Genomic DNA, 15,260 nt, shown 5'->3' with positions numbered 1-15,260 from the left:
CCCGGAAGCATGGCCGTGGACGAGCTCGACACCCGGATCCTGCGGCTGCTCATCGAGCAGCCGCGCACGAGCGTGCGTGAGTACGCGCGGATCCTGGGCGTGGCACGGGGCACCGTCCAGGCCAGGATCGACCGGCTGGAGCGCGACGGGGTGATCACCTCGACCGGCCCGGTCCTCTCCCCCGCCGCCCTGGGCCACCCGGTGCTCGCGTTCGTGCACGTCGAGGTCACCCAGGGGCACCTCGACGAGGTCGGCGACGCCCTCGCGGCCGTGCCGGAGATCGTGGAGGCCTTCTCCATCACCGGCGGCGGCGATCTCCTCACCCGCGTGGTCGCCCGCGACGCCGGGCACCTGGAGGACGTCATCCAGCGCCTGATCCGACTGCCCGGGGTGGTCCGCACCCGAACGGAGATCGCCCTGCGGGAGCGGGTGGCACACCGGCTGCTCCCGCTGGTCGAGTCGGTCGGCCGACGCCCGGATCCCATCTGAACAGCGGGGCCAGGGGAACCACGGCTCGTCCGCCCCAGGGGCGGGGGGGGGAGCGGCGGGGTCCTCCTTCCACCGGGGGTCCCCAGCGTGCCCCGGCCCCACCCGGGCGCCGACTCGGCTCCTCCGTGCGGGAGCTCAGTCGACCGTGCGGGCCATCAGGATCGCCACGTCGTCCTGCGCGGGCCCCGTCAGGAGCCTCTTGAGGATCTCGTCGCACAGCACGTCCAGCGGGCGCTCCAGGTGCCGCAGCGCGCGGCCGAGCTGGCGCATCCCCTCGTCGAGGTCGCGGTCGCGGGCCTCGATGAGGCCGTCCGTGTAGAGGACGAGCAGACCGCCGGCGCCCAGGGCGACCTCCTGGGTGCCGAAGTCGTGGGCGCCCGTGCCCAGCGGGGTCCCGGGCCGGCCGTGGAGGAAGGTGACCGTCCCGTCCGGGTCGGCCACGGCCGGCGGCGGGTGCCCGGCCCGCGCGATGACCCAGCCGGCGGTGGCCGGGTCGTGGACGGCGTACACGCAGGTCGCCATCGTGTCCTCGCCGATGTCGGCGACGACGGCGTCCAGGGAGCCGAGCATCTCGGCGGGCGGGATGTCGTGGCGGGCCAGGGTGCGTACCGCCGTGCGCAGTTGGCCCATGACGGCGGCCGCGTGGATGCCGTGCCCCATGACGTCGCCGATGACGAGCCCCGTCCTGCCGCCGGGCAGCGCGATGACGTCGAACCAGTCGCCGCCGACGTCGTGGGCGCTCGCGGGAAGGTAGCGTCCGGTGAGTTCGAGCCCGGTGACGGCGGGCAGCTCGCTGTTGGTGAGGCTGCGCTGGAGGGTGAGGGCGGCCTCCCGCTGGGTGGTGTAGAGGCGGGCGTTGTCGATGTTGAGGGCGGCGCGGGCCACCACCTCGTCGATCAGGACGCGGTCCTGGGCGTCGAAGGGCTCGCGGGTGCGCAGCCGGGTCACCGTGACCGAGCCGAGGACCTGGCCGCGGGCCACCATGGGGACGAGGCGGGCCGAGCCGATGCGGGTGGCGAAGTAGGTGCGGAGCGCCTCGGTGCGCGGGTCGGTGAAGAGCTCGGGGATGTCGGTGGTGTGGAGGTCGGTGGGCCGTCCCCGGGCGACGACCTCCTCGTACACGGAGTCCAGCGGGATCTGGAAGGTCTGGCCCGGGACGAGCAGGGCGGTCGGGGCCGTGGGGTCCGGGAAGCGGGCGGCGAGGCGCCGGAGCACTCCGCGGGTGGAGGCGACCGGGTCGTCCGGTTCGAGGACGGACTCCAGCATCTGGACGTCCGCCGAGTCGGCCAGCTGCGGCACGAGGAAGCGGACCGCCTCCTCCGCCGTGCGCTGCAGGTCCAGCGTCGTGCCGATCCGCGCACCGGCCTCGGCGAGCAGGGCGAAGCGGTGGCGGGCCCGTTCGACCTCGGTGTGCGCCTCCTGGCTCTCGGTGATGTCGACGAGGGAGGCGATGAGGCCGAGCGACCGCCGGTCGGCGCGGTCGACCAGCGGGGCGTACGAGCAGGACCAGATGTGGTCGCGGTCGGGGTCGGCGGGGGTGCGGCCGACGCGGCGGGCGTCGACGACGGCGTGCCCGCTCTCCATGACCTGGCGCATCAGGGATTCGAGCGAGGCGGCGTTGACCCCGGGGACGACCTCCGTGAGGCGGCGGCCCACGTGCTCGGGGGCGGGCACCCCGTTCATCCGGGCCAGGGCGTCGTTGACCCGGAGGAACCGCAGGTCGGGGCCGAGCAGGGCGAGGCCGATGGGCGACTGGGTGAAGAGGCTCTCCATCGCCGCGAGGTTCTCCCGCATCCGCAGGACCTCGGAGGTCTCCACCGCGATGAGCAGGGCGCCCGGCCGGCCGTCCGGGTCGGCGGCCGGCACGATCCACATCTCCATGGCGATCGTGTGGCCGTCGCGGTGCCGTACGGGCAGGGTGCCGACCATCGTCTCGCCGGCCTGGACGCGGAGGGTCAGCCGCTCGGCGAGCTCCCGGTTGGCGTCGGGGACGAGGAGCGGCGTGGCGAGCCGTCCGAGCACGTGCTCGGGGCGGTGCCCGAGGAGGTCCTGCGCGGCGAGCGACCACTCGACGATGTGCCCCTCGGCGTCCTCGCGCCACAGGGCGATCGGGAGCAGCTCGCGGAGCACGCCCGCGTCCCCGACGGCCGCCCGGGGCGGCTGCGGAACCCTGCTCGACGGCTCGTGAGTCTCCAACGCATCGACCTACGCATCGGCCCGGCCCCTGGGGGCGCATTCCCTGTCGAATCACCCTAGCCGAGGAGCCGGGGGCGAGCGCTGCCCGGTGCGGCCGATCGATGGGTCGGGCGCGGCGCGTGCGGACGGCGCGGGGCCCGGGTGGGAGAAGGATGCCGGGGACGGGACGGGCCGCCCGGTGCCCGGGGATCGCGCGCGGGGCGGTACGGTCGTCGCCGACACGGAGGCCGGGTCCGCCGCCGGTGCCGGCAGGGGGCGGAGGCGGTGGCCGGCGTCGCGGGCGGTGGCACGGACGGGCCGGGGCCGGGACGGCACCGCCGACCGGGGCCCTGCGGGCCGCCCGGACGCCACCGGGTCGACGTGTACGGCGAAGTGGGCGGGACCGGGCCTCGGCCCGCCGCCCGGGGGGACAGGGGTACGAGTGAACAGAGTGATCGACGGTCGTTTCGAGCTGGTGGAGCGGCTGGGCGGGGGTGGGATGGGGACGGTCTGGCGCGCCCGCGACCTGGCCCTCCACCGCGACGTGGCGGTCAAGGAGGTGCGGCCGCCGGACCCCGCGCTCGCCGAGCACGACGTCGAGGGCGCCCGGACCCTCCGGGAGCGCGTCCTGCGCGAGGCGCGCGCCCTCGCCCGGATCGACCACCCGAACGTGGTGACCATCCACCACATCGTCGACGCCGGCGAGGGCACCTACCCCTGGCTCGTGATGGAGTTGGTCACCGGCGGGTCCCTCCAGGACCGGCTCGACCGCGGCCCGCTGACCCCGGTCGAGGCCGCCGTGCTGGGCCGCGAGCTGCTCTCCGCCCTGCGGGCCGCCCACGAGCGGGGCATCGAGCACCGCGACGTCAAGCCGCCCAACGTCCTGCTGCGCCCCGACGGGCGGCCGGTGCTCACCGACTTCGGGATCGCCGCGATCCGGGAGAACACCGTCCTGACCGCCTCGGGCTCGATCATCGGCTCGCCCGACTACATGTCGCCCGAGCGGATCCGCGGGGGCGGCGGCACCGGTCCGGCCTCCGACCTGTGGTCGCTCGGCATGGTGCTGTACGTGGCGGTCGAGGGCCACCACCCGCTGCGCCGGGAGAACACCCTCGCCACGCTGGCGGCGGTCCTCTCCGACGACGTGCCGCCGCCGCGGCGGGCCGGCGCGCTCACGGACGTCCTGGCCCGGCTGCTGGTGCGGGAGCCGGACGCGCGCCCGGACGCGGCGGAGCTCGACCGCGTGCTCGCGGCGGTCGCGGCGCAGGACCCGGCGGCGGACCGGGTCCCGCCGGGGGACGCCGAATCGGTGCGGGACCGGCCGCCGGCTCCCGCGGACGGCGCCGGCGCGGCACCCTACGGCGGCCCCGCGGGGACCGGGGGCTCGCCTTACGGCGCGGGTGGGACGACCTCGTTCCACCTGGCCCCTCCGGCGGCCGCGGGCGCGGCTCGGGGCTTCGCCGCGTCGCCGTCCCAGGGCGTCCCGGGCTCCTTCGGGCCTCCGCCGACCGTCCCTCCGGCCGGGTTCGCACCCTCCGCCGGCTCCCCCGCGACCGCGCCCTCCGCCGCCTCGGCCGGCGGCGGCCCGCGCAGGCGCACCGGCAAGGTCGTGGGGGCGGCCGCGGCCGTCGTGCTCGCCGTGGGGATACCGGTCGCCGCCCTGTCGTGGGACTGGCGGCCGGAGGATCCGGGGAGCGGGCCGACCGGCACGTCCCCGTCGCACCGGAGCCCGGTCGCCCAGGGGCCCGGCGCGTCCGGGACGCCGACCGCGGGGACGACCCCGTCGACGGAGCCGTCGGAGGACTCCGGGCCGGTGAAGAAGGACCTCCTGACGCCCGCCGGGATCCGGGCCGCCATCGCCGCGATCAAGGAGGCGTCCGGCGGGACCATGGTCACCAGCTTCGTCGTGTACCCCGACTACGCGATCGCCGAGTCGGTGGTCAGGGGCAGTACGAAGCGGTACGACCGGTACATGTACCGGGGCGAGGACGCCGCCGTCCGCCAGGGCTCGGGCACGGCCTTCCCCGGCTCGGTCCCGGTCGACCTGAACGACTTCGACTGGGACGTCCTGCCGGCCCTGATGAAGCGCGCGGACAAGGAGCTGGGGATCGACGAGCCCACCAGCCGGTACTTCCTGCTCAACCCCGCCTCGTCCGTCTTCGGGACCAAGCCGGGCATGAGCGTCTACCTGTCCGACGGGTACGGCTCCGCCTATCTGACGGCCGACGCGAAGGGCCGGGTGACGGCGACCTACCCCCGCGAGAACTGACCCGCGCGGACGCCGCCGGCTTCGCGACGACGCCCGCGCCGAGAACCCGCCCCGCCGCGCGGGAGGACGTACGGTCCCGGCCCGGGCGGCGGTGCACGGCCGGGCGGTCCCCGTTCAGGCAGGGGTGGCCGCGCGGTCGGACGTGCTGCGGAGGACGCAGAACTCGTTGCCCTCGGGGTCGGCGAGGACCGCCCAGCCCGTGCCGTCGGCGTTGCGGTGGTCGGCGGCGAGGGTGGCGCCCAGCGCCAGCAGCCGCTCGACCTCCTCGTCGCGCGAGGTCGTCGGGCGCAGGCACAGGTGGAGACGGTTCTTGACCGTCTTCGCCTCCGGCACCTGCTGGAAGTAGAGGACCGGCCCGTCGGGGAGCTCCACCTGGGTCTCCGGGGAGCCCGGTCCGCTCTCCGGGTCCAGCGGACCGCCCGTCACCCCGCTCCAGAACCGAGCCAGGCCATAGGCATCCGTACAGTCGATCGCCACGTTCTGCACCACTGCGTACATGCTGCTCAGCGTGACGCACGCCCTTGCCCGCCGCCAAGTGGGGGGTATCCGGAGGCGGACCGCGCGTACACGTGCCGGGCGGGGCCCGTCAGGGGTTCTCCTCCCGGGGCGCCGGGGCCCGCAGGTCGTCGAGGAGTTCCGCCCGGCCGGCGAGGACGCCGGAGAGGATCAGCCGTGCGGTCCGCAGCAGTTCGGACACCTGAGGGCTCGTCAGCGCGTAGTACACGGCGGTTCCCTCGCGCCGGGCGACGACCAGGTCGGCCCGGCGGAGGACGGCCAACTGCTGGGAGAGGTAGGCCGGTTCGACGCCGGTGTCGCGGAGCATCTCGGCGACGCCGTGCTCGCGTTCGCTCAGCAGCTCCAGGACGCGGATGCGGACGGGGTGTCCGAGTGTCTTGAAGAACTCGGCCTTCAATCGGTAGAGCGGCACACTCATCGCACCCACCCCGCACGTCGACCCGGCACTCTGCAGCATGCCTCCATCCTCGCCCCTGCCGCGGCGGAAACCCACCAGGGACGGCGCGGGACCGGATCATGGCCGGAACCTGCCAGGTCCGTCCGGCGTCCGGGTGCCCGCCTGACCGGAATCGGACGGTACGTGAGCGGCGCCGGCGGTGCGGATCAGGCGATCGGCCAGGCGTCGCTGCGCCAGGCCCGCTGCTCGGCGCCCGCGTCGCGGTGCGCGGCGAGCGCCGCGGCCAGGTCGCGGTGGATGGGGACGGGGGGTCCCTCGCCCGCCGGAACCAGGGATCCGTCGGCGGGTATCGCGGCCAGTTCGAGGGCGCGGCCCGCCGCCCGCAGCCGGAGCGCGGCCTGCGCGACGGCGACCTGGCCGCCGGCCGACCAGCCCCGCAGCCGGGTCAGGTCGAGGACGACCGGTCCCGTGCCGCGGGCGACCGCCCAGCCCACGGCCCCGCTGAACCGGCTCACGGCGTCGGCTCCGAGGAAGCCGGCCAGGGACAGCACGCCCAGGTCCTGCTGGACGGTGTAACGCCATTCGATGGTCATGTGCGTCGTCATCCTTCTCGTACGGCGGTCGCTGCGGAAGCACGGGTGGGCCGCGGGGGCGGCGGGGCGGAGGCGATCTCGGCGAGGATCCGCCGGGCGGCCCGCATGAGCGGGGCCACGTCGCCGGCGGCGAGGGCGTACACGACGGTGGGGCCCTCGCGGGTGGCGGTCACGATGCCGGAGCGGCGGAGCACGGCGAGCTGCTGCGAGAGCGCGGCCGGCTCGACGTCGATACGGCTGAGCAGGTCCCGGACGGGCAGGGGCCCGCCCTGCAGCAGTTCGAGGACCCGGACGCGCACGGGATGGCCCAGCATGCGGAAGAACCTGGCCTTGGCCTGGTGCAGCGGAACCGGCACGGTGTCCTCCGGGGGCGCGGGGTGCGCGGGCGGTCGCCGCGGTCCGGCGGGCATCCACGGGCGCGGTCCGACCAGGATGTATCGAATTGCAGGAATGTGCAATTTACCTATGTCACGTTCTGAGACGGTCCGGTCGCGGCGGCACGGGAATCAGGCCCGCGCCGCCGGGAACAGACGCCGGGTCGCGGTGGCTGCACCAGAGGACCGGAGCGGGCAGCCGGGACGGAAGACCGGAACGGACAGAAGGAAGCACCATGAAGATCGGCATCATCGGCGCCGGCAACATCGGCGGCAATCTGACCCGCCGCCTCACGGCCCTGGGCCACGACGTGTCCGTGGCGAACTCGCGCGGCCCGGAGACCCTCGCCGCACTCGTCGAGGAGACCGGCGCCCGCGCCGTCACCGCCTCGGAGGCCGCGCGAGGCGCCGAGATCGTCGTCGTGACGGTTCCGCTGAAGAACGTCCCCGACCTCCCGGAGGGGTTCCTCGACGGCGCGGCGGAGGGGTTCGCGGTCATCGACACCGGGAACTACTACCCGCGCGAGAGGGACGGCCGGATCGCCGCGATCGAGGACGAGGGCCTGACGGAGAGCCGCTGGACCGAGCAGCGGATCGGCCATCCGGTCGTCAAGGCGTTCAACGGCACCTACGCGCAGGACATCCTGGACCGGCCGCGCCCGTCGGGTGACGCGGAGCGCCTCGCCCTTCCGGTGGCGGGCGACGACGCGGCGGCGAAGGAGAAGGTGCGGCTCCTCCTCGACGAGCTGGGCTTCGACTCGGTCGACGCGGGCGGGATCGACGACTCCTGGCGCCAGCAGCCCGACACCCCGGTCTACGGCCTGCGGGAGGGCGTGGACGGCGTGGCGAAGGCACTGGCGGAGGCCTCGCCCGAGCGCCCCGAGGGCTTCCGGGGCTGACCGCGCACCGACCGGCGGCGACACGGCGGCCGACACCGGGCCCCCTGCCGCCCCCGCTCCCCCACCGGCCTCAGCCGACGGCCGGGGCGGGGACGGGGGCCGCGAACGTGACGTCGGAGGCCCGCACGGTGATCTCCGCGTCGCTGCCCAGGGCGTAGGCCGCGACCCGGGAGACCGTCGCCGCGGGGACCGCCTCGCTGATGCCGGGCGCCGCCGGCACGTCCTGGGTGGCGTGGGCGTCGTGCGGGACGACGACCCGGTAGTCGCGCGCCAGCGCCGTACGCGCCGTGGCGTACACGCACATCTCGGACATCACGCCGCAGACGGCGATCGCCCGCACCCCGGCGTCGGCGAGCACGTCGCCCAGCGCGGTCTCCTCGAAGCCGTCGTCGTGCGGCTTGCGGATGACGAGCTCCCTCGGCCCGGACTCCACGGGGTGGTGCAGCTCCCAGCCCGGCGTGTGGGGTTCGTCCTCCGCGCCGGGCTCGCCGTCGTTCTGCAGGTGCACGACCAGCGCCCCGTCCCGGCGGGCGCGCGCGAGGAGGTCGGCCGTGCGGTCGACGAGCCGCGCGGCCGCGGGCACCGCCCCGTCACCGGTCACGAAGGCGGCCTGCACGTCCACCACGATCAGGGCGTCCACGGGCGGGAGGTCCGGCGTCTCCCCGGTGGGCGGGGCGGTCTCGGCGTACTGGCTCATCCGGCCATGATCCCGTCCACCGGCCCTTGCTGCCAGGGGATTTCGGACCGTACCGCCGTCGGCCGCGCGCGTTCCCGCGGGCCGCGGACGCCCGCCCGCGTGTATCGCCCGTGTAGGGAAAACCGCATACGCCCCGGCAACCGCCCACCCTCTTCAATGGGGGCATGACCCACCGCACACCTCCGCTCCCTCCGCCCCGCCGCGCCCGCCGCCTCGCGCTCCTCGGCCTGGCGGTCCTCGGAACGGCGGGGGCGCTGTTCGCCCTGCGGGGACCGCTGCTGATGGCCGCCCCCCGCTGCGCGGCCGGGCAGTGGCACGGCTGCCTCGACACGTTCAACGGCGTGGTGCTCGTGACGCTGGCGATGGTGCCCCTGTCTCTCCTCGGGGTCTGGGCCCTGGCGCGCTGGCGCCGGGCCGCCGGCAGGGCCCTGGCGTGGCGGACGTCGCTGGCCGAGGTGGGACTGGTGCACGGGACGGTGCCGTTCCTCTGGCTGACCCTGATGCCGGGCGCCGCGCCCGGCGTCGCCCCCGCCCGGGTGAGCCTGGTCCCGCTGAGGGACCTGGCCACCATGGGGGCGCTCGGGATCACCGGGAACCTGCTGGTCTTCGCCTCGCTGGGCTTCTTCGCCCCGATGCGCTCCGCCGCCCTGGCGTCCGCGCCCCGGATCCTGGCGCTCGGCGCGGGCTGCTCGATCCTGGTCGAGACGGCCCAGTACGCCCTCCGGCTCGACCGGGTGTCCTCGGTCGACGACGTCCTGGTCAACGCCACCGGAGCCGTACTGGCCGCCCTGGCCTCGCGGCGCTGGTGGCGCACCGCGCAGGACGCCCCGCCGGAACCGGTCCGCCCCGCCGTGGCGTCGGCGGCCTGAGCCGTGACCCCCCGGCACCCCGGACACCGCGGCCGGCCTCGCCGCCTTCCGCGCCGCGCACCGCTGCTTAGGCTTCAGTCATGCGTGTACTGATCGTGGAGGACGAGCCCTACCTGGCCGAGGCCGTCCGTGACGGACTGCGGCTGGAGGCGATCGCCGCGGACATCGCCGGAGACGGCGACACCGCCCTGGAGCTGCTGGCCCTCCACTCGTACGACCTCGCCGTCCTCGACCGTGACATCCCCGGCCCCTCCGGCGACGAGGTGGCCCGGCGCATCGTCGCCTCCGGGAGCGGCATCCCCATCCTCATGCTCACCGCCGCCGACCGGATCGACGACAAGGCCTCCGGGTTCGGGCTCGGCGCGGACGACTACCTCACCAAACCGTTCGAGCTGCGCGAACTGGTGCTGCGGCTGAGGGCGCTCGACCGCCGGCGCGCGCACGCCCGGCCCCCGGTCCGCGAGCTCGCGGGTCTGCGCGTCGATCCCTTCCGCCGGGAGGTCTTCCGCGACGGGCGCTACGTCGCCCTCACCCGGAAGCAGTTCGCCGTCCTGGAGGTGCTCGTCGCCGCCGAGGGCGGGGTCGTCAGCGCGGAGGAGCTGCTCGAACGGGCCTGGGACGAGAACGTCGACCCGCTCACCAACGCCGTCCGCATCACCGTCTCCGCCCTGCGCAAACGACTCGGCGAACCGTGGCTCATCGCCACCGTCCCGGGCGTCGGCTATCGCATCGGGACCGCCGCCGACACCCCCGGCACGGTCCGTGGGTAGCCGGCGGGGGCTCAGCGCCCGGATGAAACTGACCCTCAGCTACGCCGGGTTCCTCGCCGTCGCCGGAGCCCTCCTGCTGGCCGTGGTGTGGTGGTACCTGCTGCGCTACGTGCCCGACAACCCGCAGGGACTCCTCGGGGTGTCGCCCAACCGCTACCTCCTCGTCCGCATCTTCTTCCCGGCGGCGGGCACGGCGATGGCCTTCCTCCTCGTCTTCGGGCTCGTCGGAGGGTGGCTCCTCGCCGGGCGGATGCTCGCACCGCTCAGCCGGATCGGGGACGCGGCCCGCCGGGCGGGCGACGGGTCCCTGTCCCACCGGATCCGGATGACGGACCGCGGGGACGAGTTCCGCGAACTCGCCGACGCCTTCGACGCGATGCTCCACCGGCTCGAATCGCACGTCGCGGAGCAGCGGCGGTTCGCCGCGAACGCCTCCCACGAACTGCGCACCCCGCTGGCCGTCTCGGCCGCGCTCCTCGACGTCGCCGCCAAGGACCCCACCGCGGACCGCGGCGAACTCGTGGCCCGCCTGCGGGCCGTCAACACCCGGGCCGTCGCCCTGACCGAGGCCCTTCTGCTGCTCAGCCGCGGCGACACCGGCGCCTTCGCCCGCGAGGACGTCGACCTGTCCCTGCTCGCCGAGGAGGCGGCCGAGACGCTCCTCCCCCTCGCCGAACGGCGCGGGGTCGCCCTCGACGTCACCGGCGGCGCGGCCGCCACCAGCGGATCCGCGGAACTCCTGTTGCACCTGGTGACCAACCTCGTCCAGAACGCCGTCGTCCACAACCTCCCCTCCGGGGGCACCGCGACGGTCCGCACCGCCACGGAGGGCGGCACGGCGGTCCTCACGGTCGAGAACACCGGCCCGCGGCTCCCGGCGGACCTGGTGCCGACCCTGACCGAGCCGTTCCGGCGCGGCGCGGAGCGCGTCCGCACCGACGAGCACGCCGGCGTGGGCCTCGGTCTGGCCATCGTGCAGAGCGTCGTCCGCGCCCACGACGGCTCCCTCGACGTCGCACCCCGCCCGGCCGGCGGCCTCCTCGTCACGGTCCGGCTCCCCGGAACGACACCGGACCGCCCGCGCTAGGAGATGTCTCGTCGGCCTGATCGACAAGCCGTGGACGTTCCCTTCGGGTTCGCGGCCGGCGCTCCGGACCCGGTGCCGGACGGCGCGGCACCCTCCCGGCGGTCGGCGCGGGAGAGCAGCCAGAGACCCGATACCCCGGTCGTGAGCAGCCCGGCGACGAGGGCGACGAGGGAGGCGCCCGGACCCGAGGCCCAGTCGACCGAGCGGAAGTGGACCGCGAGGACGACGGCCGCGGCGAGCGCGATCAGCGGAACCGCCCGCAGCGCGGGACGGATACGGGTCAGGTCGTCCTCGGCGAGCGCGGCGAGGACGCCGACGCCCAGGGCGAGCGCCCACACGCCGAGTCCCTGCGCGTCCGCCCGGTTCACCGTCCACGGCACCAGCGCGCCCCAGAAGCCGGGCAGGACCAGCAGCCCGGCGCCGACGCCGAGCCATCCCGAGCCGACGACGGCGAGCGGCGGCTTCGACCAGCCGGGCAGCGGGACTCCGGTCGGCTCCGCCGCGCCCGCGGAACCGGCCGCCGGGCCCGCCGCCGATGTCGGCGGCCGCCGGTACTGCGCGAGGAGGCAGCCCACCGCCCCCAGGGCGAGCAGTCCGAGCACGGCGACCCAGCCGAGGCTGAAGAGGGCGAGGAACAGCGGACCGCCCTCGATCGCCCGGAGCGAGCGGCCGTTCACCACACTCACCGCGAACAGGCCGACCAGCACGATCACCGTCGGCAGCACCAGGCTCCGTGCCTCCTCCCAGGCGCGGGCCCGCCCGAGGGTGAGGAGCGCGGGCGCCACCCCGGCCATCGCCGCCCCGACCAGTCCGGGGCTCAGCGCCTCCGGGGAGACCCAGGCGCCCGCCGCGTAGCCGAACAGGCTGGTCACGGCCAGCAGCGCGCCCGTCGCGAGGCTGACGCCGCCGACGACGGCGCCGAGGACGACGATCCCGGGCGACAGCTCCCTCCTCGCGGTCATGCGGTGCTCCCCTTCCCACCGGCGCGGACACCGGCGGGAGTCCCGGCACCGGCGCGCGCACCGGCGGCCGTCCCGCCCCCGCCCCCGCCCTCGTCGTCCGGGGCTCCGGTCGTACCGCCGGCCGGCCGGTCGGCGGACCCGCCCCGCCGCCTCAGGACCTCGCGCCCGTGCAGCACCCGCAGGCTCACCACCGTGACCGCGGCGTACGCCAGCATCCCGGCGCCGATCCCGACGCCCGCGATCAGGGACGTGAGCCGGTCGAGGCCCATCGTCCGCTCCAGGACCGGCACGGTCAGCGCCGAGAAGGCGGGCGCCAGGCACTGGGCCGCCAGGTGCAGCCGCCACTCCTCGCGCGCCCAGGCCGCTCCCCGGGCGCGGGCCCGTGCCGCCCGGACCGCGACGACGGCGTAGATCAGGACGTACGGGACGAGGTAGGCCACGAGCATCCGCCGCCCCTGCGTCCCCTGGCCGAGCAGCGCGTGGGCGATCCATCCCAGGCCCGCGGCGCCGAGGACGTGGGCGGCGGCGAGGACCGGGCCGGGGGCCCAGGTGCCGGTCAGGCCGGGGACGTCGGTGCGCCGGTCGAGGGCCCGGGAGGCCAGCAGGGCACCGAAGGCGACGAGGGCGCCGAGGTGCATGATCGCGACGCGGTTGACGTCCTGGAGGGGCAGTCCGGGGTACAGGGCGGGCAGCGCTCCCCACTCCAGGCGCAGCAGCGGAGCGGTCATCAGGAAGCCGTAGCAGAGCAGCAGCCAGCGCTGGTGCAGGTCCGGGAGGCCGCGCAGGGCGGCGAGGACACCGGAGGTCACGCTGCCGACGGTGCCGACCAGGATCGTCGCGAGGACGATCCAGAACGAGGCGCCGCTGAAGGCCTCCTCCGGCGGGGTGCGCAGGAGGTAGAGCGCGGCGCCGGCCATCGACACGTACGCGGTGACGGCGAAGACGGTCCCGAGGACCCGGTGCAGACGGATCCGGCGGCGCACCGCCGACAGGAGCTGCACCGGGCCGAGCAGCATCAGCAGGCCGCCCAGGACGGAGTGGACGATCAGCGGGACCAGACTGCGGGTGTACGGCCCCATCCGGTCGCGGACGGCGTCGGCCACGAACTCCGGGGAGACGGTGCGGCCGAGGAGCCACTCGCCGAGGGCGGGTGCCCCCGGGGTGGCGTACGGCCAGAGCTCGGTCATGGCGATCGGCGCGTACACGAGGCAGACCGCCGTCACGGCGAGCGCGGACACCCGCCCCCACCTGGTCCCCGTGTCGCTCCTCGGACGTCCCACGGCGCATCCCCCTCCCGCAGCCTCGCGTGCCACCCGGGCCGCGATAGTCCTTTCTGGACTATGGAGGAAGGTAGGGCGGGGCGTCGCCGGGGTCAACCGGTCGGTAACGACTGCCCGGCGCGGGACGGGGGATCAGGACTCGCGGCCCTCGACCCAGCCCCAGAAGTCGACCATCATCCGCTCGTACCGGATGCCGAACTCCAGGGCCTCGCGCTGCCCGCGCGTCAGCAGCTCGCCCACCTCGCCGGCGAGGGCCTCGTACGCGTCCAGGGTCCGCCGGTGCTCCTCGATCTGGACCGGGGCGTGGACGGCGGGGCTCGCCCCGAACCACAGCTTGAGGATGCCGCGTTCGCGGGCCTCGACCGGCACGAAGGCGGGGTCGGCCAGCCAGCCCCGGAGCGCCGCCGCCCCCTCGTCGGTGAGCCGCATCAGACGCCGGTTCCGCCCGCCGGGCTGCCTGGCCTCCGAGAGGAGCCCCGCCTCCAGGAGCCGGTCGCACTGGGCGTAGACCTGCGCGTGCGGCATCGACCAGAACGGCGCCACGGTCCGCGCGGCCTCCACCTTCACGTCGTACGGGCTGGCCTCGCCCAGCTTGTCGATGATCCCGAGGACGAGGAAGGAGGGCGTGGTCAGGCGGACTTCAGACATGCGTCGACGGTATCGCGCGGACTACGGGAGGGGGCGGCTCGCGCCGGGGCGGTACGGGCCGGGCCCGACCGGGTCCCAGTGGAGGGCGCCGACCGCCGGCAGTGCGGCCGCCGGCCCCTCCTCCCCGGCGAACGGAAGCACCCCGACCGGATCGCTCTCCGGGCACAGGACCTCGGCGAGCGCGGTCAGGCGGATGAGCCGGAGGATCCGCGGCTGGTCGCAGAGGAGCCGCCAGCGCGCTCCGCGCCGGCGGGTGCCCCCGGCGCACTGGGCGAGCAGGCCGAGCCCGGTGGCGTCGCAGAAGGTGAGGCGCCTGATGTCGACGGTCAGGGCGTCGGACTCCCGCACCAGGGCGTCGAGCTCGGGCCGCAGGTGGCGGACGAGCACCAGGTCGAGTTCGCCCCGGAGGGCGGCGACGGTGACGCCGCCGGTGGAGCGGACGGCCAGATAGGGGTCATGACGGGGGATCAGCTGCATCGGGTGCTCCACAGGGTGGCTCCGTGTGTCGCTTCGAGCCTGGCCGCCCCTCTCCCGGAAGGGACGTTTCGCCTCGGCCGCTGTCACCTGAATCGGTGAATGTGGGCGCCCCTTCCCCTCGTACGGGCGACCGATGTGCGTACGTCTGCGCGCCCAGGGGGCGCGGGGGGCAGCGCCCCCGGGCACGGTCCGGCCGCTCAGTGCCCGCCCTCGGCGGCACCCGCCTCGGCGAGCGCTTCCTCCTTGATGCGGTCGAACTGGGCCCCCATGGCGGCCGAGAGCGCCTGCGCCGCGGAGAGCGGCCTGACCATGACCGTGAAGTCGTCGATCCGCCCGTCCTCGTCGAAGTGGAGGAAGTCGCAGCCGTTGATCTCCATGTCGCCGACCTTCGCGGTGAAGACCAGGGCGTGGTCCCGGCCGTCCTCGCCGGCGATCTCGCGCACGTAGGCGAAGTCGGTGAAGACCCGCATGACCCCGCGCAGGATCGCCGCGGTGATGGCCTTGCCGGGGTACGGCCGGAAGGCCACCGGGCTGGTGAAGACGACGTCCTCGGCGAGGAGGGCCTCGATGGCGGCGTGGTCACGGTTCTCGACGGCGGCGCGGAAGGGATGCATGACAGCTCCTATGCAACTTTTTGATTAGGTGCAGGTGCAGCTAACCTCATCGTCCGGAAGACGTCCAGGGGCCCGATGCCCCCCGCCTCTGCGCCGCGTCGGAAGCCCCACCGCGTACGCCTGCGACGTGATCGTCCGCGAGTG

17 protein-coding genes are annotated in these 15,260 nt (G+C 75.3%); 6 read left to right on the top strand and 11 right to left on the bottom strand.

Translation table 11 applies throughout. The features are described 5' to 3' along the window. Positions 1–9: 9 nt before the first annotated feature. Complete coding sequence (locus ACY0MR_RS31305; protein WP_361862270.1) at positions 10–489, top strand: Lrp/AsnC family transcriptional regulator; 480 nt, start codon at positions 10–12, stop codon at positions 487–489. Positions 490–624: 135 nt separating this feature from the next. Here ACY0MR_RS31305 and ACY0MR_RS31300 read toward each other — a convergent pair whose 3' ends face one another. Then, positions 625–2,685, bottom strand: coding sequence for a SpoIIE family protein phosphatase (locus tag ACY0MR_RS31300; RefSeq protein WP_388796387.1), 2,061 nt, complete (start codon positions 2,683–2,685; stop codon positions 625–627). A 478-nt stretch (positions 2,686–3,163) separates the two neighbouring features. Here ACY0MR_RS31300 and ACY0MR_RS31295 point away from each other — a divergent pair, with 478 nt between their 5' ends. Next, on the top strand, positions 3,164–4,933 hold the full coding sequence (locus ACY0MR_RS31295) for a serine/threonine-protein kinase (protein WP_473561930.1): 1,770 nt from the start codon (positions 3,164–3,166) through the stop codon (positions 4,931–4,933). A gap of 114 nt (positions 4,934–5,047) precedes the next feature. On the opposite strand, the gene ACY0MR_RS31290 is transcribed toward ACY0MR_RS31295, so the two are convergent. From ACY0MR_RS31290 to ACY0MR_RS31275, 4 genes are all read right to left on the bottom strand, one after another. Next, on the bottom strand, positions 5,048–5,431 hold the full coding sequence (locus ACY0MR_RS31290; RefSeq protein ID WP_473556665.1) for a VOC family protein: 384 nt from the start codon (positions 5,429–5,431) through the stop codon (positions 5,048–5,050). A gap of 88 nt (positions 5,432–5,519) precedes the next feature. Further along, on the bottom strand, positions 5,520–5,867 hold the full coding sequence (locus tag ACY0MR_RS31285; RefSeq protein ID WP_388798028.1) for an ArsR/SmtB family transcription factor: 348 nt from the start codon (positions 5,865–5,867) through the stop codon (positions 5,520–5,522). A gap of 185 nt (positions 5,868–6,052) precedes the next feature. After that, on the bottom strand, positions 6,053–6,439 hold the full coding sequence (locus ACY0MR_RS31280) for an anti-sigma factor antagonist (protein WP_473556663.1): 387 nt from the start codon (positions 6,437–6,439) through the stop codon (positions 6,053–6,055). Positions 6,440–6,447: 8 nt separating this feature from the next. Beyond that, positions 6,448–6,795, bottom strand: a complete 348-nt coding sequence (locus ACY0MR_RS31275; RefSeq protein WP_473556661.1) for an ArsR/SmtB family transcription factor — start codon at positions 6,793–6,795, stop codon at positions 6,448–6,450. An 86-nt stretch (positions 6,796–6,881) separates the two neighbouring features. Between ACY0MR_RS31275 and ACY0MR_RS31270 the strand changes: the two genes are divergently transcribed. Next, on the top strand, positions 6,882–7,712 hold the full coding sequence (locus ACY0MR_RS31270) for an NADPH-dependent F420 reductase (protein WP_473556659.1): 831 nt from the start codon (positions 6,882–6,884) through the stop codon (positions 7,710–7,712). A gap of 70 nt (positions 7,713–7,782) precedes the next feature. On the opposite strand, the gene ACY0MR_RS31265 is transcribed toward ACY0MR_RS31270, so the two are convergent. Beyond that, positions 7,783–8,409 (bottom strand): isochorismatase family protein, encoded by a 627-nt coding sequence (locus ACY0MR_RS31265; protein WP_473556656.1) that lies wholly within the window; start codon positions 8,407–8,409, stop codon positions 7,783–7,785. 164 nt (positions 8,410–8,573) lie between these two features. On the opposite strand from ACY0MR_RS31265, the gene ACY0MR_RS31260 reads away from it, so the two are divergent. The 3 genes from ACY0MR_RS31260 to ACY0MR_RS31250 all read left to right on the top strand — a co-directional run bounded on the left by ACY0MR_RS31260 (position 8,574) and on the right by ACY0MR_RS31250 (position 11,135). Further along, complete coding sequence (locus ACY0MR_RS31260) at positions 8,574–9,278, top strand: VanZ family protein (protein WP_473556654.1); 705 nt, start codon at positions 8,574–8,576, stop codon at positions 9,276–9,278. 80 nt (positions 9,279–9,358) lie between these two features. Next, a complete protein-coding gene (locus tag ACY0MR_RS31255; RefSeq protein WP_388796366.1) occupies positions 9,359–10,048 on the top strand; it encodes a response regulator transcription factor in 690 nt (229 codons plus the stop codon). A gap of 22 nt (positions 10,049–10,070) precedes the next feature. After that, a complete protein-coding gene (locus tag ACY0MR_RS31250) occupies positions 10,071–11,135 on the top strand; it encodes a sensor histidine kinase (RefSeq protein ID WP_392862630.1) in 1,065 nt (354 codons plus the stop codon). Here the strand turns inward: ACY0MR_RS31250 and ACY0MR_RS31245 are convergent. From ACY0MR_RS31245 to ACY0MR_RS31225, 5 genes are all read right to left on the bottom strand, one after another. Then, positions 11,132–12,097 carry a hypothetical protein gene (locus ACY0MR_RS31245; RefSeq protein ID WP_473556651.1) on the bottom strand — a complete coding sequence of 322 codons (966 nt, stop codon included), beginning with the start codon at positions 12,095–12,097 and terminating at the stop codon, positions 11,132–11,134. The genes ACY0MR_RS31250 and ACY0MR_RS31245 overlap by 4 nt on opposite strands. Further along, positions 12,094–13,335, bottom strand: a complete 1,242-nt coding sequence (locus ACY0MR_RS31240) for a DUF2306 domain-containing protein (RefSeq protein WP_473556649.1) — start codon at positions 13,333–13,335, stop codon at positions 12,094–12,096. The genes ACY0MR_RS31245 and ACY0MR_RS31240 overlap by 4 nt, the downstream gene beginning before the upstream one ends. Before the next feature lie 174 nt (positions 13,336–13,509). Continuing rightward, a complete protein-coding gene (locus ACY0MR_RS31235; RefSeq protein WP_392862635.1) occupies positions 13,510–14,025 on the bottom strand; it encodes a PadR family transcriptional regulator in 516 nt (171 codons plus the stop codon). 21 nt (positions 14,026–14,046) lie between these two features. Next, entirely contained in the window at positions 14,047–14,502 is a 456-nt protein-coding gene (locus tag ACY0MR_RS31230) for an STAS domain-containing protein (protein ID WP_473556646.1), read from the bottom strand. Between the two features lie 197 nt (positions 14,503–14,699). Beyond that, positions 14,700–15,116 (bottom strand): nuclear transport factor 2 family protein, encoded by a 417-nt coding sequence (locus tag ACY0MR_RS31225; protein ID WP_451061527.1) that lies wholly within the window; start codon positions 15,114–15,116, stop codon positions 14,700–14,702. Positions 15,117–15,260: the final 144 nt, after the last annotated feature.

It is taken from the genome of Streptomyces sp. JN8, from assembly GCF_055808075.1.
This window is presented reverse-complemented; position numbering and strand designations above follow the sequence as displayed.

Coding starts and splice junctions, on each gene's coding strand:
- ACY0MR_RS31230 (WP_473556646.1), bottom strand. CDS start 14,502: ATGCAGCTGATCCCCCGTCATGACCCCTATCTGGCCGTCCGCTCCACC.
- ACY0MR_RS31295 (WP_473561930.1), top strand. CDS start 3,164: ATGGGGACGGTCTGGCGCGCCCGCGACCTGGCCCTCCACCGCGACGTG.
- ACY0MR_RS31305 (WP_361862270.1), top strand. CDS start 10: ATGGCCGTGGACGAGCTCGACACCCGGATCCTGCGGCTGCTCATCGAG.
- ACY0MR_RS31290 (WP_473556665.1), bottom strand. CDS start 5,431: ATGTACGCAGTGGTGCAGAACGTGGCGATCGACTGTACGGATGCCTAT.
- ACY0MR_RS31250 (WP_392862630.1), top strand. CDS start 10,071: ATGAAACTGACCCTCAGCTACGCCGGGTTCCTCGCCGTCGCCGGAGCC.
- ACY0MR_RS31235 (WP_392862635.1), bottom strand. CDS start 14,025: ATGTCTGAAGTCCGCCTGACCACGCCCTCCTTCCTCGTCCTCGGGATC.
- ACY0MR_RS31245 (WP_473556651.1), bottom strand. CDS start 12,097: ATGACCGCGAGGAGGGAGCTGTCGCCCGGGATCGTCGTCCTCGGCGCC.
- ACY0MR_RS31280 (WP_473556663.1), bottom strand. CDS start 6,439: ATGACCATCGAATGGCGTTACACCGTCCAGCAGGACCTGGGCGTGCTG.
- ACY0MR_RS31265 (WP_473556656.1), bottom strand. CDS start 8,409: ATGAGCCAGTACGCCGAGACCGCCCCGCCCACCGGGGAGACGCCGGAC.
- ACY0MR_RS31225 (WP_451061527.1), bottom strand. CDS start 15,116: ATGCATCCCTTCCGCGCCGCCGTCGAGAACCGTGACCACGCCGCCATC.
- ACY0MR_RS31285 (WP_388798028.1), bottom strand. CDS start 5,867: ATGAGTGTGCCGCTCTACCGATTGAAGGCCGAGTTCTTCAAGACACTC.
- ACY0MR_RS31260 (WP_473556654.1), top strand. CDS start 8,574: ATGACCCACCGCACACCTCCGCTCCCTCCGCCCCGCCGCGCCCGCCGC.
- ACY0MR_RS31255 (WP_388796366.1), top strand. CDS start 9,359: ATGCGTGTACTGATCGTGGAGGACGAGCCCTACCTGGCCGAGGCCGTC.